Source organism: Nocardioides exalbidus, from assembly GCF_900105585.1.
In the GTDB taxonomy this organism is placed as follows: domain Bacteria; phylum Actinomycetota; class Actinomycetes; order Propionibacteriales; family Nocardioidaceae; genus Nocardioides; species Nocardioides exalbidus.
On record NZ_FNRT01000002.1, the window covers coordinates 3,440,091 to 3,459,109 of the forward strand.

The following is a 19,019-nucleotide window of genomic DNA, read 5'->3' on the forward strand; positions in this document are numbered from 1 at the left end:
GGTGTCCTGTCGGACCCTCGTGCGGCGGCGCTCCGTAGGTTGGTGGAACGGCCGTCGCACGGCGGCCGCCCGCCACCGAGAGGACGTCCCGTTGTCCGAGTCACCCATCACCCCGCAGCGCCGCGCACTGGTCGTGGGAGCCACCGGGATCGTCGGGCAGGCGGTCGCGCGCCGCCTCGTCGAGAAGGGCTGGGAGACCTACGGCCTGTCCCGCAGCGGCACCTCGCCGCACCCCGACATACGCCCGGTCCAGGCAGACCTCGGCGACGCCGACGGGCTCGCGGAGGCGCTGGCCGACCTGCGTCCGGAATTCGTGGCGATCACCGCCTGGACCCGGATGGAGACCGAGGCGGAGAACATCCGGGTCAACGGTGGCGCCGTGCGTGACCTCCTGGCGGCGCTGTCGCCCGGCGGCTCGGTGCGGCACGTCGCCCTGATGACGGGTCTCAAGCACTGCTTCGGCCCGTTCGAGGCCTACGGCAAGGGTGAGATGCCCGACACGCCCTTCCACGAGGACGAGCCGCGGCTGCCCTACCCGAACTTCTACTACGCGCAGGAGGACGAGCTGTTCGCCGCCGCCGAGCGCGACGGGTTCACCTGGAGCGTCCACCGCTCCCACACGGTCTTCGGCTTCGCCACCGGCAACGCGATGAACATGGTCGCCACGCTGTGCGCCTACGCCTCGCTGTGCCGCGAGACGGGCCGGCCGTTCGTCTTCCCCGGCTCCGAGCAGCAGTGGAACGGCCTCACCGACGTCACCGACGCCGACCTCCTCGCCCAGCAGATGACGTGGGCGGCCACCACGCCCGCCGGCCAGGACGAGGCGTTCAACACCGCCAACGGCGACGTCTTCCGGTGGCGCTGGCTCTGGCCTCAGGTCGCGGCGTGGTTCGACCTGGAGTGGGAGGGGTACGCCGACGCACCGCGCACGCTGGAGGAGTCGATGGCCGGCCTGGAGCCGGTGTGGCGCCGCCTGGCCGCCGACCACGGCCTCGTCGAGGCGGACCTGTCGCGCGTGGCGTCGTGGTGGCACTCCGACGCCGACCTCGGGCGCGAGATGGAGGTCGTCACCGACATGAACAAGAGCCGCACCGCGGGATTCTCCGCGACCCGCGACACCCGGGCAGCGTTCTTCGACTACGCCGAGCGCTACCGCGACGCCCGCATCATCCCGTGAGCTCGTCGCGCCACGAGTGCTGCGGCTCGAAGCCCACGAGCCGGCGCGCCTTGTCGATGGCGTAGAAGGTCTCGTCCGGTCCCATCTCGCGGCGCACCTCGACGCCGTCGTAGAACCTCTCGATGACCTCCGACGTCGAGGCCGAGACCGACATGTCGGCGTTGGCGACGTTGAAGACCTCGTAGCCCAGGCCGTCGGTCTCGAGGCAGCGCTGGACCATCTGGCCCAGGTCGCGGACGTCGATGTAGGCGAAGATGTTGCGGCGCCGCAGGGACGGGTCGGCGAGGAACGCCGGGAACATCTCGGCGTACTCGTGGGGCTCGATGACGTTGTTGATCCGCAGGCCGTAGATGTCGGCGCCGGTGCGGGCGTGGAAGGAGCGCGCCGTCACCTCGCCGGCGACCTTCGACATGGCGTAGGAGTCCTCGGGGACCGTCGGGTGCTCCTCGTCGACGGGCACGTAGAGGGGCTTGCGCTCGCCCTGCGCGAAGCACACGCCGTAGGTGGTCTCGGAGGAGGCGAAGATGACCTTGGGGATGCCGAGGCGGGTCGCGGCCTCGAGCACGTGGTAGGTGCTGAGGACGTTCGTGGCGTACGTCGCGGCGTCCGCCTGCTTGAGGATCGCCGGGATCGCGGCGAAGTGCACGACCGCGTCGTAGGACGGCTTCTCCGGGAGGTCCAGCTCCTCGAAGGTCGCCAGCCCGGCCAGTGCGGAGTAGACCTCGCCCGGGTCGGTGAGGTCGACCCGCAGGTCCGCCACGTCCGCGTGGTCGAGGGGGACGAGGTCGGCGTTGGTGACCTGGTGGCCCTGCTCGGCGAGGTAGGGGGCGACGTGTCGGCCGGCCTTGCCGCTGCCGCCGGTGAAGAAGATGCGCATGCTCTCTTCTTACCCGGGTGGTCCTTGCGCCCTCGTCAGTTGATGATCTCGCCGCGCTCGCGCTCGATGACCGCCAGCCGGTCGCGCCACGCCTGGAGAGCCTCCGGCGTGAGCCGCGTCCAGTCGGTCTTCTCGCCCACGACGCGGATCGGTGAGGTGCTGCGGAACGAGCGCGTCGGATTGCCGGGGAACTTCTTGTCGGTCACGTTCGGGTCGTCCTCGAACGGGCCGGTGGGCTCGACGACGTAGACCCGTGGCTCGCCGTCGCCGGCCGCCAGCTCGGCCGCGAGCCCGGCGCCGTCGGGGAGCGCGGTGAAGTAGATGTGGTTCATCACGATCTCGGGCCGGTAGTTGGACCGGAACCCGGCGGTCAGCAGGTCGCCGACCCGGAGGTCGGCCTTGGTGCCGTGGAAGAACGGCCCGTCGTCGAGGGGCTGGGTCACGTCGACCACCCTAGGACGGCGGTCCGGGGTCGGAGATGTCGTGGTCGACGAGGAGCGGCGCTCCCGAGTCGGGGACGGCAGCCTGGTCGGGGCAGGTCGCCAGCACCCGCTCGACCGCCGCGCGTTCGGGCGGCGTCAGCCACAGGCCGTACTTCGCCTTCACGCCGACCTGGCGGGCGACGTACGCACAGCGGAACGCCTTGTTCGGCGGGAGCCAGGTGGCGGCGTCACCGTCGCCCTTCTGCCGGTTGGCCGAGGCGTCGACGGGCAGCAGGTTCATCGGGTCGTTGGCGAACGCGGCCCGCTGGCGGACGTCCCACGCGGCCGCGCCGGTCGCCCACGCGTTGCCGAGCGCGACGACGTGGTCGATGTCCACGAGCGTCCCGTCGCCGCGCACGAAGTGGATGGTGGCCGCGGTGTAGGGGTCGTCGAGCGTCCCGGACGTGACCACGCAGTCACCGGTGCCCGGCTCGAGGACCAGGTCGGTCAGGTGGTCGCGGAGCACGTCGTTGCGGGTGTCGCAGCCGTTGCGGTCCGCGTCCAGCCACGCCTGCCCGAAACGGTCCCGGCCGTAGTCGGTCATCGGTGCGCGGCCCTTCACCTCGATCGAGCCCAGGAGCTGTCGCACGGGCCCGCTCGACCCGGCCGCGGGGGACGCCTCGATCCCGTCGGCGGCGATCGCCGGAGCCTGGCCGCCGTCGAGGCTGCACCCCGCCAGAGCCAGGACTGCGAGGGCGGCGGTGGCGACGCTCGTACGCCACCGCATCCCGCCCATGGGCGCGACCCTAGGCGTCCTCGGCCGTTCAGGCAGGGCTTTCGGGTCCATCGCGTGAGGTGTCAGGCCGCGAGCCTGAGGGCTCGCAGGACGTGGAGCTCGCCGGGTGATCGTGCCGGTGTCGGCGTGCCTGTCCCTCCGGGCATCGGTGGTGACGTCGATCGGAAGATGCGGAGGTGCTCGGTGACGCCATGGACCTCATGTCGTCCCTGGGGCGGCGAGGCCGTCCAGCTGGTCCAGCCGGGCGTCTCCTTGACGTAGTTGCAGCGCTCGCAGAGGCCTTGGCCGTTGTGTGCGGACGTCGGTCCACCGTCGCTGTCGCGGACGACGTGGTCACGGTGACGGACGGGCGCACCGCAACCCGGCGTGCGGCAGGCTCCGCCGTCACGGAGTCCGAGGAGCTCGGCCAGCCCGGCCGGGAACGTGCGACTCCGGGACTCGAGCGCGACGAGGTGGCGCTCTGCCGGCGTGACGAAGAGCCTGCGCAGGCTCGCCCGGGCGGCCGCGGACGCGCGTCGCACGAGATCGGTGCACAACGAGGCAGGCAGCCAGCCGACGCCGTCCACGTCGCCGGGCTCGTCGTCGTCACCGAGCAACGACTCGGCGCTGATGACCAGGTTGACCCGGACGGGCAGGGGAGTGGCGGGGTCGTGGCCGGTGATCCGCTCCACGAGCGTGTCGGCCCGGACCTGGCTGCTGGTCCGCTCGTCTCCGGCGGCTCGTGCGGTGGCGGCCGCCTGGCTCAGGCGGGCCCGCACCGCGGCGAGGTGCTCGATCGGCACGACAGCAGTGATGCGTCCGGTTCCGTCGTCGAGCTGGCGTGCCGTGACGTGGCGGTCGGCCCGGGCGCGCTCGTAGCGTCGGGTCTCGGTGTCGGCGGCCACGGTGAGGCACGAGCGGCGGACGCGCCGACGGATCTTCTCGTCGCCGAGCCCGACCAGTCCGGAGGCACCTCCGGTGATGTCGGTGTCGACGAGCCCACGCTGTCGAGGGTCGAGGTGCGCGACCTGACGTGCGACCGCCAGGGCCTGGGTCTCGTTGATGTCGCCGCGGGCGAGGCTCGCGTGCACACCGGGGAGGTCGTCGTGCAGTCGGCGGGAGAGCAGCAGGCGCTGCTCGCCCTGGTAGGGGCTGATCCGGACGGCGAGGCCGACCTCCGCGCCGATCGAGGCGGATCGACACGGCCGACGGCGCCCGTGGTGGGGCTCGTCGTCCTCCGTCGCCGCTGCGAGCAGCGCCGTCACCGTGACCTGGGCAGCCGCAGCCGCGGCCTTGATCCGCTCCAGCGCATCCAGCTGGTCGAGCAGCTCGACCGGCTCGCGGGACCCGGTGGCATGGATGAGCTCGTCGGCAAGGGCGTGGAGCTCGTGGGTGGCCCAGGCCGGCACAGGCTCGTCAGCAGCGTTCGGGCTCATCTCCACCTCCTGGTCCTCCCGTCGAATGCATGTTCGAATCCTAGGGGAGGCCACCGACAGCGGGTCCGGCGAGCGCCTCAGTGCCGCCCGTCAGAAGTCGGAGGTCATCTCGTGAGGCGGACGCTCATCGGGCCCTTGGCCGTGGAGGGGTCCACGACCCGTCCACGCTGGACGACGGTGACCTCGCCACGCTCGACCAGGCGTCGCGCCGCACGACGGGCCGGCTCCTCCAGCTCGCGACGCGGGGTGCCGGTGGATGCCGCGACCGCACGCGCGGCCTCGCTCACGTCGACCGTCCGTGCCCCTGCCGATCTCGAGAGCTCGAGGAGCGCGTCCTCGAGAGCCCGGTCGACGGGAGTCACGCCGCGCCGCCGGCACGCGCTCGAGCAGTAGCGGACCTGCTCCCAGTCCCGCTCCCACTTCTTACGCCACTCGATCCGGCGGCCGCACGAGGCGCAGGTCTTCTCCGGCGGTGTCACCTCGTCATCCTGCCCGTCCGGCCAAGTGGCGTCTGTCGGGGACGTCCGGATCTGCCAATGTCCGGATGGGTCTTCCTAGGCCTCACCAATGAGAGCCACCACAGAGTGATCGACGGGGCACACCCACACCGCATTCGACTCGACAACGCTCGCCTGCAATGGGTGACTCGCGGGGTGGCTTGGGCATGGAGGCCAGTTGGTGCGTGCGGCACCCCACAGTTGGTCCTCGATGGCCCACTCCTGCACCTGGTCGGCCGCCTGCGCAATGCGTTCTTCGCCGGATGCTGCCCGTCGCACTGACAATCCCGAGCCGCTTCCGTCTGCACTCCACATCATGCAAGACACGTATTCGCGGTCGCCGATCCAGTCGTCGTCGTCAAATGTCGGCGCATGGATTTGCGCGCGAGCCAAGTCGCGCAGCACGGGCGCGACCGACTCTCCCAAGACGGGGTCCATGGCTGCACCATCTCAGGTCTGGTCTCCCAACGTCCGCACATGCCGCGATGAGCTCGACCGGATCTGCCGATGTGCGGACGGTACCGTCCCTCACCCCTGAGATGGTGCTCACGTGAACATGCCAGCTGACTCGCGCAAGCGGCTTCCCATCCTGATTGCAGGATGGGTTCTGCAGGACGGCAACTACGACGACTTCGTTGTCGGACGCAACGCGAGTTCGCCCTCGAGTTCTACACCCACTTCGACCGCCCTCTCCGACACGTGGATGACGGAAGACTCGAATTGCGCGCCACCGGTTCCTACGGCGACTACGAGGTCACTGCCCGTGTCGTCTTCGACAACATCAACGAGACGCGCAGCGTGCAGAAGGGCTGCTGGGTACTCGACTTCGGTACAACGATGGCTTACAACACCCACACCGCCGAGATCGCCGACGGTCGCCAGCCCCGAGTAGGAGACATACTCCGAGGCGTTGTCTCGCTCGGTGTCGACCACTTCGACTACATCAAAAGCCTTGCTCACGTGCCTGACGTGCCGGCTCTCATCTACACCTGGGACGTCGAGCGCATCGAAATCGATGAGACGCCCCGAGAAGCCGTCTACTCCGACGATCCCAGGTTCGGACCGCACATCCCAGCCGGGGAAGGACCGATCAGCCTCCCCGACCTCACCCGCGAGCAGTGGCGTTCGTTACCACGAACGCGGATGTGGGACGACGAACCGGACGGGGCAGGTCTGTACCGCCTGCACTGCTCCACGACCGGCGCCACGCCAACAAGGGCGTTCACAGCTCCGCAGCGCACCTGCGACTAGGTGGGACTGAACATCCGGATCTGCCGCGTTGGGGGCCGGCTACGCCCGCTCGGATCTGCCGCGACCCGAGCGTCTGCACGTGCCGGGTGAGTGCGTCTTGCGCTGCTCCTGCTGGTTGGCGGAGAGATGCGCCGGACGGCGAGAGGGTGCCATCGGCGCTGCCCGTGTCCGCTCGCGCCAGGACCTCTGATGTCATGCACGGGTGAGCGAACACTTCTACCGCCCTGCGGACGGCCACCGGCTACCGCATGACCCCTTCAACTCCATCGTCGCGCCGCGCCCGATCGGTTGGATCGCGACGCTGGACGGGCAGGGCCGGCGCAACCTCGCGCCGTACAGCTTCTTCAACGCGCTCAACTACACCCCGCCGCTGGTGGGATTCTCCAGCAACGGCTGGAAAGGGACGGTGGCCAACGCAGAGGCGACGCGCGAGTTCACCTGGAACCTCGCCACCCGGTCGCTGGCCGAGCAGATGAACGCCACCTCCACCACCGAGGACGTCGACGAGTTCGAGGCAGCCGGTCTCGAGGCCGTGGCCTCGCTGGAGGTCGAGGCACCTCGAGTCGCTGCGGCGCCGGTCAGCTTCGAGTGCCGCGTCACCCAGATCATCGAGCTGCAGACGGCAGGGGGCGAGGCCAGCGGTTCGTGGTTCACCGTCGGTGAGGTGGTCGGGGTGCACATCGACGAGGACCTGCTCGTGGACGGCATCTACGACACCGCCCGGGCACAGCCGATCCTGCGAGCAGGCGGCCCGACGGCCTACTTCGGGATCGACACGAGCACTAGGTTCGACATGCGCCGCCCGCAGTGATCGCGCGTCGTTCTCACCGGGCGATCCGCCCGGACGTCCACCCATGCCGACCATTCCACCAAGAAGGAGACGCACCAGCATGAGCACACGCGTACTGAGCCAGGGCCTCGAGGTCTCCGCCCCCGGACTGGGGTGCATGGGCATGAGCCAGTCCTTCGGCCCCCGCCCGCCCCGCGACGAGATGATCGCGTTCCTCCGGGCCGCCGTCGACCGAGGCGTCACGTTCTTCGACACCGCCGAGGTCTACGGGCCGTTCCACAACGAGGAGCTGGTCGGCGAGGCGCTCGAGCCGGTCCGCGACCAGGTCGTGATCGCCACGAAGTTCGGCTTCGACCTCGACGCCGACGGCAACCAGGTCGGCGTCACCAGTCGCCCCGAGCGCATCCGCGCCGCCGTGGACGGATCGCTGCGGCGACTGCGTACGGACTCCATCGACCTGCTCTACCAGCACCGCGTCGACCCCGACGTCCCGATCGAGGACGTCGCCGGCACCGTGAAGGAGCTCATCGAGGCCGGCAAGGTGCGCCACTTCGGCATGTCGGAGGCCGGGGTCGGCACCATCCGTCGCGCCCACGCCGTGCAGCCGGTCACCGCGCTGCAGAGCGAGTACTCCCTCTTCTGGCGCGAGCCCGAGGACGAGATCCTGCCCGCGCTCGAGGAGCTCGGCATCGGCTTCGTGCCCTTCAGCCCGCTCGGACGTGGCTTCCTCACCGGCCAGGTGACCGCAGGCACCGAGTTCGGCGAGGGAGACATCCGCGCCAACCTTCCCCGCTTCGAGCGCGAGGCCCTCGCGGCCAACCTGGCCCTCGTGGACCGGATCACGGTCGTCGCCGACCGGCTCGGCGCCAGCGTCGGGCAGGTCGCGCTCGGGTGGCTGCTCGCGCAGAAGCCATGGATCGTGCCCATCCCCGGCACCCGCAGGCTCGAGCGCCTCGACGAGAACCTCGGCTCCGCCGACCTCGAGCTCACCGCTGCCGACCTCGACGAGCTCGACGAGGCGTCACGCTCCGTGCAGGTCCAGGGCGAGCGCTACCCGGAGGCCATGCAGCGCATGATCGACCGCTGACGCGGTCTAGGTCATCCGGAAGATGGGCCATCCGATCTCGGTACGCCACGTGGCCGGGTCGGGGTCGTCGGCCGGCCCGACGAGGTAGGTCTCCCGGACCGGGCCGGCGACCGCGAGCGCGTTGGCCACGACCCACGAGCCGAGCTCGCCGTAGGTGATGTCGGCGTCGTCGTGCGGTCCGACGTGGGTCGCGACAGCCAGCTCCACCGCCGGCAGGGTCACCGGGCGTACGCGCCCGCGACGCGGCGGGTCGGCTGCCGGCAGGTGCAGCAGGACGTGGCCCTGCCCCTCCTCGAAGAGGGAGTTGTCGTAGACCCCGCCCGGGGGTCCGGTCCGGGTGCCGATGGCGGCGTCGAGCTCGGCCAGGGCTCCGGCGAACCACGCGGCCACGGAGTCGCTGTCCACGTCGTCCTCGATCGCGGCCACGGTCGTCTCGGGCACGGCCCTCAGCTCGACGCTCAGGGGCACGGGGTCGGGGTCGAGGAGGCGACGCAGCGACACGACCGCGGACCGGGTCCGGTCCAGCTCGGCCTCCAGGCGTGCCAGGTGGTCGGACACGAGCGCGGCACGGCGGTCGGGGTCTCCCGACTCGATGATGCGTCGGACGTCCGCGAGGGGGACGTCGAGCTCCCGGAGGCGGTGGATCACCTGCGCGGTCGGGATCTGGTACCCGTCGTAGGAGCGGTACCCGGTGGCCTGGTCGACCGCGGCGGGGACGAGCAGCCCCGCCTCGTGGTAGCGACGCAGCGTCTTCACGCTCAGGTGCGTCAGCCGCGAGAACTCACCGATGGCCAGCATGGCGCCAGTGTGCACTCTCCCTCCGGGGGAGAGTCACGTGCTTGACCCTGCCGTCCGGGGACGCAGCAACGTGGTCGACATGACCACACCGCTGAAAGGACACGACACCATGAACGACACGACTGCATTCGCGTGGGACGAGCTCCCCGAGGTCGTGGCGAGCTACCTGCGCGCCCACGTCTCCCAGGACTTCGCCACCGCCATGACCTACCTGCCCGAGGACGTCGTCGTCACCGACAACGGCGAGGTCCTCGAGGGTCGCGACGAGACCTTCACGGTCTTCGACCAGTCGGCGAAGGACTACGACGTCGAGACCACCCTCGGCTCGATCTCCCGGCCCGCCGACGACGTGTGGGAGGTCGGCACGCACCTCTCGGGGAACTTCCCCGGCGGCGAGGTCGACCTCCGCATGGTCTTCACCCTCGTCGACGACGTGATCCGCAGGCTCGACATCACCGTCTGACGCCACCACACCCACCGACATCACCAGGAGGATCGACATGTCCATGCCAGATCGCGACCGACTCGACGGTCGGCGCGCACTCGTCACAGGCGGGTCCAAGGGCGCGGGGAGGGCGGTGGTGGACCGGTTGCGCGAGCTGGGCGCGGACGTGTGGACCACCGCCCGGACGATGCCAGCCGGCTACCCGCACCCCGACCGCTTCATCGAGGTCGACACCTCGACCGCCGACGGCGCCGCGACCGTGGCGGCGAGGATCTCCGAGCACGGTCCGCTCGACGTGCTCGTGCACGTGGTCGGCGGCTCGTCGACCGCACCCGGCGGGTTCGCCGCCGCAGGGGAGGAGCAGTGGATGGCCGAGCTCAACCTCAACCTCCTGGGTGCGGTCCGGCTGGATCGCGCCCTGCTGCCCGCCATGGTCGAGGCCGGGTCGGGCGCGGTCGTCCACGTCACCTCGATCCAGCGCCAGATGCCGCTGCACGACGCGACGCTGCCCTACGCCGCCGCCAAGGGCGCGCTGCGGACCTACAGCAAGGGCCTGGCGAACCAGCTCGCTCCTCACGGCGTCCGGGTGAACGCCGTCAGCCCGGGCGGCATCGAGACCGAGGCCTACGAGGACTTCGTCGACCTGCTCGCCCAGGGCAACGACCTGACGCCCGACCAGGCGAGGCAGACGATCTTCGACTCCCTCGGAGGCGTTCCCCTCGGACGCTTCGCGTCACCCGCGGAGGTCGCTGACCTCGTCGGCTTCCTCGTCTCCGACCGGGCCTCCTCCATCGTGGGAGCCGAGTACGTCATCGACGGCGGAACCGTCCCCACCACCTGACGCCCGGGGTGGTCCTCCGTGGCACCCGCGGAGGATCACCAGGGCTGGAGGCCGGTCTCGTCGCGGAAGGTGCCGGACGGTCCGCCGTCGGGGAGCGTCGCGAGCTCGAGGAAGACAGCGGCGCCCTGCTCGGGCGTACGGAATCCCTGGTGGTTGTTGAGGTCGGTCGACACGTAGCCCGGGCAGCCGGCGTTCACGAGGACCGGCGTGCCGGCGAGCTCCTTCGCGTACTGGATGGTGATGGCGTTGAGGTAGGACTTCGTGGGGGAGTACGCCGCCGAGATCGGCCCGACGGCCTCGGCCTGCGCGGTCTGGAGCGTCAGCGAGCCGACCGTGCTGGAGACGTTGACGATGCGCGGCGAGGCCGAGCGGCGCAGCATCGGCAGCATGGCGTTGGTGACCCGGATGACGCCGACGACGTTGGTGTCGACCACCTCGAGCACCTGGGCGGCGCTCACCTGCGTGGGCTCCTGCGGCATCCCGCCGGTGATGGCGGCGTTGTTGACGAGCACGTCGAGCCTGCCCGCCTCCTGCTCGATGGCCGCGGCGGCCGCCGCCACGCTCTCGTCGGACGTCACGTCGAGCGCGACGCCGAACACGTCGTGTCCGTCGGCCTGCAGCTTCTCGACGGCGGCCGTGCGACGACCCTCGTCGCGGGCGCCCACGGCGACGCGGAAGCCGAGGCGGGACAGGCCTGCGGCGATCTCGTAGCCGATGCCCTTGTTGGCGCCGGTGACGAGGGCGATCTTCTTGCTGGTGGAGGAATCAGTCATGCCTCGATCGTGGGCTCGCGGAGCCGCGGCTTTCCAAGACCGATCAGGTGGACGTCGATACCGGGCAGGTATGCCTGCAGGTCAGGGCTGGTTCCTCCGGCGTACGCTCGGCGACGTGGAGACCCGCGAGCTGCGCTACTTCGTCGCCGTCGCCGAGGAGTCGCACGTCGGTCGTGCGGCCGAGCGGCTCGGCATGGCGCAACCTCCGCTGTCCCGCGCGATCGCGCAGCTCGAGCGACGCCTGGGTGCCGAGCTCTTCGTCCGGACCCCGCGCGGCATGGAGCTCACCACCGCCGGCGAGACCCTCCTGCGCGAGGGCCGGGTCGCCCTGGCCGCGGTCGAGGCGGCGGAACGCCGCACCCGGCGGTCCGTCGAGGTCAGCGGACCGAGGGTGGTGCTCACCGCCAAGGCCGGCGCCTCGAGCGAGCTGATGGCCAAGCTGCTCGATGCGTACGCCGCCGAGCCGGACGCGGTCGACGTCGAGGTCGTGCTCAGCGCTCCGGGCTACCAGGCTCCGATGCTGCGCGACGGACGGGCGGACGTGGCGATCCTGCACCGGCCCTTCGACGACCTGTCCGGCTTCGACGCCGACGTGCTGGCCGTCGAGGACCAGGTGCTGATCCTGCCGTCAGGGCACCCGCTCACCGCACGCGAGTCGATGACCGTCGCCGAGGCCACGTCGATCCCGGACCTCCCCGTGCCACGCTGGCCGCACCTCGACGGCTCCTACCCCGACGGTCCGGGCCCGGAGCTGCGCGACCTCACCCAGGTGCTGCAGCTCGTCCGGCTGGGTCGCACGGCGATCGTGCTCCCGGAGTCGGCCCGTGCCAACCTGCGCGACGGCCTCGCCGTCGTACGCCTCACGGACGCGCCGCAGGTCACCACCGTGATCGCGTGGCAGCCTCACAGCACGTCGACGGGCGTGGCGGGACTGGTGCGCACCGCCTCACGGCTCTGACGTGCCGGCCGCGCACCGGCCACCAGCAGGCAGAGCCCGCCGAGAGCGGTGAACGTGCCGGAGTACGCCTCCCACCACGGAGCCGCGTCGAATGAGCCGATGCCGTAGGTCAGCGCAGCGACGAACGGTGAGCCGAGCAGGACGAAGGCCGCGCCGGCCCGTGGCCATCCGCGCGACTTCCACAGCAGACCGACCAGGAGGACCGTCGGCACGAGGCACCACCACAGGAGCGATCCCGACTCCGTGAGGGGGGCGATCGGCCGGCCGGCGAGCCCGGACCGCAGGGTCGCCTGACCGATGTCGGCGATGCCGCCGGCCGCCACGACGGCCCCGAGCCCCCAGCCGACCGCTGCCCGACCGGCCGCGAGCGCGAACGGCAGCAGCAGCATCGCCGACGCCAGGACGAGGAGCGACCAGCCCGCCTGCTGGGCGCTCGTCCCGATCGGGGTCCAGGGGTCGGAAGGCACCACGACGTCGAAGCGGTGGTCCTGGCGGACCTCGCACGCCGGCGTGTCCGGAGAGCCGCCGTAGGGGCACGCGGAGGCCCAGCGCTGCCGCGAGGCGGCGAACATCAGCGCGCCGGACGCGACCAGCAGCACGCCCACCACGACTCGGACCGGCCGGATCCCCATGCGGCAGTGTCCTACCGCGACCCGGTCTCCTTCAAGCGCTCCGTGATCGGCGTCAGGCACGCGACGAGCTCTGCGAGGTCGGCCGGGCCGAGGGAGGCGTACGGCGCCTCGGCAAGGGCGTCGGTCATCGACTCGATCCGGTCCTTGGTCGCGCGGCCGGCGTCGGTGAAGAGACCCGCGTCGTCGACGAGGCCGCGCTCACGGAGCCGGGCCATCACGGTCGCCAGGTAGGGCTTCGGCAGCTGGTGGATCCGGCCGAACGACTCCGCGGGCAGGATCCCGGCGTCGATGGCGAGGAGGACGTGGCACTCGGTGCGGTCGATCTGCTCGACGACCAGCGCCGCGATGTGGCCGTCGCCGCGGTGCTCGCGGAGCATGTTCGCGGCGTGCCACAGCCGGGCGACGGGCTCGTCGGGGACCGGCAGGCTGCGGAGGGCGGCGTACATCGCCCGGCCCTCGACCGGCGCGCTCGTCGCGGCCTGCGTGAGCAGGTCTGCCGCGCGGGCGAGGCCGGGCGTCTCGACGAGGTCGCCCAGGATGCGGCGGAGGGCGGCGACGCACCCGCGCTGGCGAGCGGCGTGCGCGCCCTCGGGCGTCGTGGTCTCCCACACGGACGGGATGTGGCGAGCGACCTCGCCGGGGCCGAAGTTGTAGAAGGTGGCGTCGACCACCTCGGCCGGCACCCGGCCCAGGGGAGCGGAACGGCCGGCGAAGTAGCCGTCCCAGTAGGTGCCGAAGCCGAGTGCGGCCATCTCCTCGTGGGGCTCCTCGGAGAAGAAGTTCACGAGGCAGATGGGCTCGGTCATCTCGAACATGGTGCGCGCTGGTGTCGTCATACCTGTCCTACGAACGCGGGTCGCCGGATCCGACACGCGCTCGGTTCTCGTCCGCGCGGCGGCCCAGCACGGTCCGCTCGCCCTCGTTGCGGGTGAGGGTCGCGGCCTCGCCGAAGGCCGCGCTCGCCTCCGCGTGGCACCCCGACCGCTCGAGCAGGTCGCCCCGCACGCTGTGCCACAGCGGCCCCGGCAGGAGCGGCTCGTCACCCAGCAGCGCGAGGCCGGCAGCCGGTCCGAAGGCCCGGCCGTGGGCGACGGCCCGGTTCACCTCGACGACCGGACCGGGCGCGGCCTGCGCGAGGACGTCGTACAACCTCGCGATGCGCCGCCAGTCGGTGTCCTCGGCCCGGGCAGCGCGGGCGTGGACGGCGGCGATCGAGGCCTGGAGGAAGTAGGTGCCGACCGGCGTGCCGGTCGCCGCGATCTCCTCGGCCCGGGCGAGCACCGACAGCCCGCGACGGATCCGCAGCCGGTCCCAGAGCGTGCGGTCCTGCGCCTCCAGCAGCACGGGTACGCCGTCCGCGTCGAGGCGCGCGGCCGTGCGCGAGCCCTGCAGCTCGAGCAACGCCTGCAGCCCGAGGACCTCCGGCTCGTCGGGCGTCAGCACGGCCAGCATCCGCGCCAGCCGGGTGGCCTCGTCGGCGAGGTCGGGACGCATCCAGTCGTCGCCGGCGGTGGCGGTGTAGCCCTCGTTGAAGACGAGGTAGATCACCGCCATCACGTCGTCGAGCCGCTTCGTGCGCTCCTCGCCGGTGGGCAGCTCGAAGTCCGCGTGCGCCTCGGCGAGCGTCCGCTTGGCCCGCGAGATGCGGGTGCCCATCGTCGCCTCGGAGGTGAGGAAGCCACGCGCGATCTCGGCCGTGGTGAGGCCGCCGACGAGCCGCAGGGTGAGGGCGGCCCGCGAGTCCGGGGTGAGGGAGGGGTGGCAGGACAGGAAGACCAGCCGGAGGACGTCGTCCTCGATGTGGTCGACCTGCGCGTCGAGGTCGGGCACGAGTGCCTCCTCTCCCTCGCTCGCGTGCTCGAGCTCGGCGAGCTTGCGCCGGTAGGTGTCGGCGCGCCGGAAGTGGTCGATCCCGCGACGCTTGGCGGTGGTCATCAGCCAGGCGCCCGGGTTGTCCGGCACGCCGGTGGCCGGCCACTGCTCGAGCGCGGCGACCAGCGCGTCCTGGGCGAGGTCCTCGGCGAGGTCGACGTCGCGCGTCATGCGGGTGAGGGCGCCGACGAGGCGGGCCGACTCGGCCCGCCACGCGGCGGCGATCACGTGCTGGAGGTCGTCGGGCACGAGCCCCAGCGTAGGGAGCAGCAGCGTGCCCGCTACTCCGTCGGCGCGTCCGGGCCGTCGGAGATCTGGCGCAGCGTGGCCACGACGGTCACCTCGGGCCAGTGCGTCGCGTGCAGCTCGGCGAACTCGCGCTGATCGGCGATCGCGGCGTCGAGGTCGGCGTACTCCATGATCGCCCAGCCGCCGACGACCTCCTTGCCCTCGGCGTAGGGGCCGTCGACGCGGGTGACCTCGCCGTCGCGGACCACGAAGTTGATCGCGTCCTCGGTGCCGTAGAGGCCACCGCCGTCGACGAACCGGCCGTCCGCGGCGCGCTCGCCGATGTGGACGTCCATCGCCTCGAACAGCGACTTCGGCGGCATCCCGATGTTCTCCTCCATCCGGACGAATCCCATGAAACGCGGCATCGTGCTCACTCCTGACATGTGTGTGGTGCAGGTGGGTGGTCGTTGTCTCGCACGTACGTCGACCGGGCCGGCGTGGCTTCGACATCGACCCCGCAACAATTTTCCGCCAGTCTGGCGCCATGAGCTCCGGAGCCTGGACCAACTGGGTCGGCAACCAGTCCTTCACCCCGTCGTCGATCGTGGCGCCGCGTGACGAGGAGGAGGTCGCCTCGCTGGTCCGGCAGGCCGCCGAGCGCGGGACGGGCGTGCGCGTCGCGGGCGCCGGTCACTCCTTCACGCCGGTGGTGCAGACCGGCGGCACGGTGCTCGACCTGTCCGCGCTCACCGGTGTCGTGGCGACGGACCCGGTCGCCCGCCGCGCGACGGCCTTGGCCGGCACCCGGATCCGCGACTTCTACGAGCCGCTGTGGCGCGTCGGCCTGGCGTTGCGCAACCAGGGCGACATCGACACCCAGCAGATCGCCGGGGCGGTCGCGACCGGCACGCACGGGTCGGGCACGCGCTGCACGAGCCTCTCAGGGGTCGTGCGCGGGATGCGACTCGTGACGGCGTCCGGCGAGGTCCGCGACATCGGCGAGGACGAGCCCGACCTGCTGCATGCCGCCCAGGTCTCGGTCGGCATGCTCGGCGTGGTGACGCAGCTCGACCTCGCCGTCACCGACGCCTACCGGCTCCGCGAGCACGTCAGCCTCCGGTCGTGGGACGACGTGATGGAGCACTGGGACCAGCTCGTCGCCGAGCACCGCCACTTCGGGATGTTCTGGCTGCCCACCGAGGAGTCGGGGGCGCTCTACAACCTCGACGGCCACGGCGAGCGGCTGCAGGACCAGTGCTACGTCAAGGTGTACGACGAGGTGGGGCCCGACGTCGCCGACGACGACACCGTCGGGCGCCGGGTCGACCGCTGCTACCGGATCTTCCCGATGGTCTACGACCCCAACTTCCACGAGCTCGAGTACTTCGTGGCGATCGAGAAGGCGCCCGAGGCCCTGCAGGCGATGCGCGAGCTGATGCTGCGCAGCCTGCCCGACTCGATCTACCCGCTCGAGGTGCGCACCGTGGGCCGCGACGAGGCGTTCCTGTCCTCGCAGCACGGCACCGACACCGTGGTCATCTCGGTCTCGGGCACCCCCGGCACGGACTACTGGGCCTACCTCCGCTCGGTCGACGCGCTGCTCGCCCGGTTCGACGCCCGGGTCCACTGGGGCAAGCTGCACTTCCTCACCCCCGAGCGGCTGCACGAGCTCTACCCGCGCGCCGACGACTTCATCGCGATCCGGCGCGAGCTCGACCCGGAGGGGATGTTCCTCAACGACCACCTGCGGCCGCTCTTCGCGTGAGGCCCGGCTTGGCCGGGTCGCGCACGATGGACGGCATGAAGCCAGTCGCCGTGGCCGTCGCAGGGTTCCTCGTCGCCGTCACCACGGCCTGCTCCGGTGACACCGCGAGGTCGGGTGCGCTCGGTCCGGCGACCGCGGAGGACGACGACACCTGGCCGTTCCGGGTCGTCGAGGTCGACCGGCTCGACGACCCGTGGGCGATGGCGTTCCTGCCCGACAGCGACGACCTGCTCATCACCGAGCGCACCGGCACGCTGCACCTCCGCGACGGCGGGACCGGCAACCGGATCGAGGTCTCCGGCACGCCCGAGGTGGCCGTCGCCGGCCAGGGCGGTCTGGGCGACGTGCTGCCGGCTCCGTCGTACGCCGAGGACGGACTCGTCTACCTCAGCTGGGTCGAGGAGGGCGACGGCGGGACCGGCGCAGCCGTCGGTCGCGCGCGGCTGGTGACCGGCGAGGACGAGGCGGCTCTCGAGGACCTCGAGGTGATCTGGCGGCAGACCCCGAAGACCGGGGGCGACGGCCACTTCAGCCACCGGCTGGCCTTCTCGCCCGACGGCCGGCACCTCTTCGTCTCCTCCGGCGAGCGGCAGCAGGGAGCCCCGGCCCAGGACACCTCCAACACGCTCGGCACGATCGTCCGCCTCACGCTCGACGGCGAGCCCGCGCCCGGCAACCCGCTGGCCGACGAGGGCGGCGTCTCCGCGGAGATCTGGAGCTGGGGGCACCGCAACCCGCTGGGCCTGGAGTTCGCGCCCGACGGCACGCTCTGGTCGTCCGAGATGGGACCCGAGGGCGGCGACGAGCTCAACCTCGTCGAGGCCGGTGCCAACTACGGCTGGCCCGAGGTGTCCAACGGCAGCGACTACGGCGGCGGGGAGATCCCCGACCACGAGGAGGGTGACGGGTACGCCGCACCTGCCGCGTGGTGGACGCCGAGCATCTCGCCGGGAAGCCTGATGATCTACGGCGGCGACCTCTTCGACGGGTGGACCGGCGACGCCTTCCTCGGCGCGCTCTCGGGCGAGGCGCTCGTGCGCGTCGACCTCGACGGGTCGTCCGCGACGAGGGCCGAGGTGTTCGACCTCGGTGAGCGGATCCGGGCGGTCGAGGAGGGACCGGACGGCGCGATCTGGTTGCTGGAGGACGCCGGCGCTGGACGCCTCCTCCGACTGACCCCGGCCTGACCTAGTCTCAGGGCATGACGGAGTTCCAGGTGACGCGGTGGCGCGAGCTGCCCTCGATGGTGGCCGCCCGGCAGGGCGAGGAGACCGCGAAGGTCCAGCTCGCGGCGAGGTTCCAGGAGGCCATCGACGAGGCCGCGATGCGGCTCGGTGACACGGGCGCGACCGACTACCTCGAGGGCTGGGAGCGCACGCCCTGGACCGAGGCCGACGGCGCCCCGGCCGAGGTGCTCGACCGGGTCGCGGCCGAGCTCGACGCGCAGTGGCCGGCCGAGAAGATCGCCGCCTACCTCGACGGGCTCACCCAGTGAGCGCCAACCGCCTGGCCGCCCTGGTCGGCGACGCCCGGCCCGTCCTCCTCGACGGTGGCATGGGCACCCTCCTGCAGGACAGCGGCCTCGAGGACGGCAACCCCGGCGAGCTCTGGAACCTGGAGAACCCCGACGCCATCCGCGCCGCCCACGCGTCCTACGCCGAGGCGGGCGCGCGCATCCTCACCACCAACACGTTCGGCGGCACCCGACCGCGCCTCGACATGCACGGCCTCGGCGACCGCCTCCACGAGGTCAACCAGCGCGCGGCGGAGATCGCGCGGTCGGTGGCCGACGAGCACGGCCTGCTCGTGGCCGGCGACCTCGGCCCGACCGGCGAGCTGTTCGCGCCGCTCGGCACGATGACGCCGGAGGAGGCGCAGGGGTTCTACGCCGAGCAGCTGCGCGGGCTCGTCGCCGGCGGCATCGACCTGGTGCTCGTCGAGACGCTCAGCGACCTCGGCGAGGCCGACGCCGCGATCGCCGCCGCCCGCGAGGTGGCGCCCGACCTGCCGGTCGTGGTGACGATGAGCTTCGACACCAACCTCCGCACGATGATGGGGGTGCGTCCGGCCGACGCCGTCACGCACCTGGCCGCGGCCGGTGCCGACGCGGTCGGCGCCAACTGCGGTCGCGGCCCGGAGGAGATGGAGGTCATCGCCGCCGAGATGGTGGCCGCCCGTCCCGACGGCCTGCTCCTCGTCGCGCAGTCCAACGCGGGGCTCCCGCAGGTCGTGGGCGACCACTTCGAGTACGACGCCACGGCCGACGACATGGCCGCCCACGCGTCGCGCCTCGCGGGGATCGGCCTCGACCTCGTCGGTGGGTGCTGCGGCTCGACGCCGACGCACATCGCCGCCATCGGCGCGGAGCTCACCTCGGCCTGATCGCCGCGAC

At 71.7% G+C, this 19,019-nt stretch carries 23 protein-coding genes; 11 read left to right on the forward strand and 12 right to left on the reverse strand.

Annotation, left to right across the window (positions count from 1 at the left end; all coding sequences use genetic code 11):
• The first annotated feature begins 91 nt into the window (after positions 1-91).
• Complete coding sequence (locus BLV76_RS16790) at positions 92-1,177, forward strand: SDR family oxidoreductase (protein ID WP_217630370.1); 1,086 nt, start codon at positions 92-94, stop codon at positions 1,175-1,177.
• On the opposite strand, the gene BLV76_RS16795 is transcribed toward BLV76_RS16790, so the two are convergent.
• From BLV76_RS16795 to BLV76_RS22220, 6 genes are all read right to left on the reverse strand, one after another.
• A complete protein-coding gene (locus BLV76_RS16795) occupies positions 1,167-2,054 on the reverse strand; it encodes an NAD-dependent epimerase/dehydratase family protein (protein WP_090970462.1) in 888 nt (295 codons plus the stop codon). The two genes, BLV76_RS16790 and BLV76_RS16795, sit on opposite strands and share 11 nt — an antisense overlap.
• 35 nt (positions 2,055-2,089) lie before the next feature.
• Positions 2,090-2,497: an NAD(+)--rifampin ADP-ribosyltransferase gene (gene arr, locus BLV76_RS16800; RefSeq protein ID WP_090972848.1), complete on the reverse strand. Its 408-nt coding sequence runs from the start codon at positions 2,495-2,497 to the stop codon at positions 2,090-2,092.
• 10 nt (positions 2,498-2,507) lie between these two features.
• On the reverse strand, positions 2,508-3,272 hold the full coding sequence (locus tag BLV76_RS16805) for an HNH endonuclease family protein (RefSeq protein WP_217630371.1): 765 nt from the start codon (positions 3,270-3,272) through the stop codon (positions 2,508-2,510).
• A 62-nt stretch (positions 3,273-3,334) separates the two neighbouring features.
• Positions 3,335-4,687, reverse strand: coding sequence for an HNH endonuclease (locus tag BLV76_RS16810; RefSeq protein WP_139306610.1), 1,353 nt, complete (start codon positions 4,685-4,687; stop codon positions 3,335-3,337).
• Positions 4,688-4,791: 104 nt separating this feature from the next.
• Positions 4,792-5,166, reverse strand: coding sequence for a DUF2256 and DUF3253 domain-containing protein (locus BLV76_RS16815; RefSeq protein WP_090970466.1), 375 nt, complete (start codon positions 5,164-5,166; stop codon positions 4,792-4,794).
• Positions 5,167-5,241: 75 nt separating this feature from the next.
• Positions 5,242-5,622, reverse strand: coding sequence for a hypothetical protein (locus BLV76_RS22220; RefSeq protein WP_139306611.1), 381 nt, complete (start codon positions 5,620-5,622; stop codon positions 5,242-5,244).
• Positions 5,623-5,883: 261 nt separating this feature from the next.
• On the opposite strand from BLV76_RS22220, the gene BLV76_RS16820 reads away from it, so the two are divergent.
• From BLV76_RS16820 to BLV76_RS16830, 3 genes are all read left to right on the forward strand, one after another.
• Positions 5,884-6,435 carry a hypothetical protein gene (locus tag BLV76_RS16820; RefSeq protein ID WP_090970468.1) on the forward strand — a complete coding sequence of 184 codons (552 nt, stop codon included), beginning with the start codon at positions 5,884-5,886 and terminating at the stop codon, positions 6,433-6,435.
• 202 nt (positions 6,436-6,637) lie between these two features.
• Positions 6,638-7,246 (forward strand): flavin reductase family protein, encoded by a 609-nt coding sequence (locus tag BLV76_RS16825; protein WP_090970470.1) that lies wholly within the window; start codon positions 6,638-6,640, stop codon positions 7,244-7,246.
• Positions 7,247-7,325: 79 nt separating this feature from the next.
• The gene (locus BLV76_RS16830; protein WP_090970473.1) at positions 7,326-8,312 is read left to right on the forward strand and encodes an aldo/keto reductase; all 987 of its coding nucleotides are present in this window, start codon (positions 7,326-7,328) and stop codon (positions 8,310-8,312) included.
• 6 nt (positions 8,313-8,318) lie between these two features.
• On the opposite strand, the gene BLV76_RS16835 is transcribed toward BLV76_RS16830, so the two are convergent.
• A complete protein-coding gene (locus tag BLV76_RS16835; RefSeq protein ID WP_090970475.1) occupies positions 8,319-9,110 on the reverse strand; it encodes a MerR family transcriptional regulator in 792 nt (263 codons plus the stop codon).
• 109 nt (positions 9,111-9,219) lie between these two features.
• On the opposite strand from BLV76_RS16835, the gene BLV76_RS16840 reads away from it, so the two are divergent.
• Positions 9,220-9,573, forward strand: coding sequence for a hypothetical protein (locus BLV76_RS16840; protein ID WP_090970477.1), 354 nt, complete (start codon positions 9,220-9,222; stop codon positions 9,571-9,573).
• A 43-nt stretch (positions 9,574-9,616) separates the two neighbouring features.
• Positions 9,617-10,396: an SDR family oxidoreductase gene (locus BLV76_RS16845; protein ID WP_245734713.1), complete on the forward strand. Its 780-nt coding sequence runs from the start codon at positions 9,617-9,619 to the stop codon at positions 10,394-10,396.
• Positions 10,397-10,431: 35 nt separating this feature from the next.
• Here the strand turns inward: BLV76_RS16845 and BLV76_RS16850 are convergent, their stop codons facing one another.
• Positions 10,432-11,169: an SDR family oxidoreductase gene (locus BLV76_RS16850; RefSeq protein WP_090970480.1), complete on the reverse strand. Its 738-nt coding sequence runs from the start codon at positions 11,167-11,169 to the stop codon at positions 10,432-10,434.
• Between the two features lie 70 nt (positions 11,170-11,239).
• Between BLV76_RS16850 and BLV76_RS23375 the strand changes: the two genes are divergently transcribed.
• On the forward strand, positions 11,240-12,127 hold the full coding sequence (locus tag BLV76_RS23375) for a LysR family transcriptional regulator (protein ID WP_175539714.1): 888 nt from the start codon (positions 11,240-11,242) through the stop codon (positions 12,125-12,127).
• Here BLV76_RS23375 and BLV76_RS16860 read toward each other — a convergent pair.
• From BLV76_RS16860 to BLV76_RS16875, 4 genes are read right to left on the reverse strand one after another with little or no spacing between them, the layout of a single operon-like run.
• Positions 12,073-12,759, reverse strand: coding sequence for a hypothetical protein (locus BLV76_RS16860; protein ID WP_090970482.1), 687 nt, complete (start codon positions 12,757-12,759; stop codon positions 12,073-12,075). The two genes, BLV76_RS23375 and BLV76_RS16860, sit on opposite strands and share 55 nt — an antisense overlap.
• Before the next feature lie 11 nt (positions 12,760-12,770).
• On the reverse strand, positions 12,771-13,595 hold the full coding sequence (locus BLV76_RS16865; RefSeq protein ID WP_090970484.1) for an SCO6745 family protein: 825 nt from the start codon (positions 13,593-13,595) through the stop codon (positions 12,771-12,773).
• A gap of 7 nt (positions 13,596-13,602) precedes the next feature.
• A complete protein-coding gene (locus BLV76_RS16870; protein WP_217630372.1) occupies positions 13,603-14,880 on the reverse strand; it encodes an RNA polymerase sigma factor in 1,278 nt (425 codons plus the stop codon).
• Positions 14,881-14,912: 32 nt separating this feature from the next.
• Positions 14,913-15,287, reverse strand: coding sequence for a YciI family protein (locus BLV76_RS16875; protein ID WP_090972856.1), 375 nt, complete (start codon positions 15,285-15,287; stop codon positions 14,913-14,915).
• 119 nt (positions 15,288-15,406) lie between these two features.
• On the opposite strand from BLV76_RS16875, the gene BLV76_RS16880 reads away from it, so the two are divergent.
• From BLV76_RS16880 to BLV76_RS16895, 4 genes are read left to right on the forward strand one after another with little or no spacing between them, the layout of a single operon-like run.
• Positions 15,407-16,627, forward strand: coding sequence for a D-arabinono-1,4-lactone oxidase (locus BLV76_RS16880; RefSeq protein ID WP_090970486.1), 1,221 nt, complete (start codon positions 15,407-15,409; stop codon positions 16,625-16,627).
• Between the two features lie 35 nt (positions 16,628-16,662).
• The gene (locus BLV76_RS16885; RefSeq protein ID WP_245734715.1) at positions 16,663-17,814 is read left to right on the forward strand and encodes a PQQ-dependent sugar dehydrogenase; all 1,152 of its coding nucleotides are present in this window, start codon (positions 16,663-16,665) and stop codon (positions 17,812-17,814) included.
• Positions 17,815-17,828: 14 nt separating this feature from the next.
• Positions 17,829-18,122, forward strand: coding sequence for a virulence factor (locus BLV76_RS16890; RefSeq protein ID WP_090970489.1), 294 nt, complete (start codon positions 17,829-17,831; stop codon positions 18,120-18,122).
• Positions 18,119-19,009 carry a homocysteine S-methyltransferase family protein gene (locus BLV76_RS16895; RefSeq protein ID WP_217630373.1) on the forward strand — a complete coding sequence of 297 codons (891 nt, stop codon included), beginning with the start codon at positions 18,119-18,121 and terminating at the stop codon, positions 19,007-19,009. The genes BLV76_RS16890 and BLV76_RS16895 overlap by 4 nt, the downstream gene beginning before the upstream one ends.
• Positions 19,010-19,019 lie beyond the last annotated feature (10 nt).

Coding starts and splice junctions, on each gene's coding strand:
- BLV76_RS16795 (WP_090970462.1), bottom strand. CDS start 2,054: ATGCGCATCTTCTTCACCGGCGGCAGCGGCAAGGCCGGCCGACACGTC.
- BLV76_RS16805 (WP_217630371.1), bottom strand. CDS start 3,272: ATGGGCGGGATGCGGTGGCGTACGAGCGTCGCCACCGCCGCCCTCGCA.
- BLV76_RS16810 (WP_139306610.1), bottom strand. CDS start 4,687: ATGAGCCCGAACGCTGCTGACGAGCCTGTGCCGGCCTGGGCCACCCAC.
- BLV76_RS22220 (WP_139306611.1), bottom strand. CDS start 5,622: ATGGACCCCGTCTTGGGAGAGTCGGTCGCGCCCGTGCTGCGCGACTTG.
- BLV76_RS16830 (WP_090970473.1), top strand. CDS start 7,326: ATGAGCACACGCGTACTGAGCCAGGGCCTCGAGGTCTCCGCCCCCGGA.
- BLV76_RS16835 (WP_090970475.1), bottom strand. CDS start 9,110: ATGCTGGCCATCGGTGAGTTCTCGCGGCTGACGCACCTGAGCGTGAAG.
- BLV76_RS16840 (WP_090970477.1), top strand. CDS start 9,220: ATGAACGACACGACTGCATTCGCGTGGGACGAGCTCCCCGAGGTCGTG.
- BLV76_RS16845 (WP_245734713.1), top strand. CDS start 9,617: ATGCCAGATCGCGACCGACTCGACGGTCGGCGCGCACTCGTCACAGGC.
- BLV76_RS16850 (WP_090970480.1), bottom strand. CDS start 11,169: ATGACTGATTCCTCCACCAGCAAGAAGATCGCCCTCGTCACCGGCGCC.
- BLV76_RS23375 (WP_175539714.1), top strand. CDS start 11,240: ATGCCTGCAGGTCAGGGCTGGTTCCTCCGGCGTACGCTCGGCGACGTG.
- BLV76_RS16860 (WP_090970482.1), bottom strand. CDS start 12,759: ATGGGGATCCGGCCGGTCCGAGTCGTGGTGGGCGTGCTGCTGGTCGCG.
- BLV76_RS16865 (WP_090970484.1), bottom strand. CDS start 13,595: ATGACGACACCAGCGCGCACCATGTTCGAGATGACCGAGCCCATCTGC.
- BLV76_RS16875 (WP_090972856.1), bottom strand. CDS start 15,287: ATGCCGCGTTTCATGGGATTCGTCCGGATGGAGGAGAACATCGGGATG.
- BLV76_RS16880 (WP_090970486.1), top strand. CDS start 15,407: ATGAGCTCCGGAGCCTGGACCAACTGGGTCGGCAACCAGTCCTTCACC.
- BLV76_RS16885 (WP_245734715.1), top strand. CDS start 16,663: ATGAAGCCAGTCGCCGTGGCCGTCGCAGGGTTCCTCGTCGCCGTCACC.
- BLV76_RS16890 (WP_090970489.1), top strand. CDS start 17,829: ATGACGGAGTTCCAGGTGACGCGGTGGCGCGAGCTGCCCTCGATGGTG.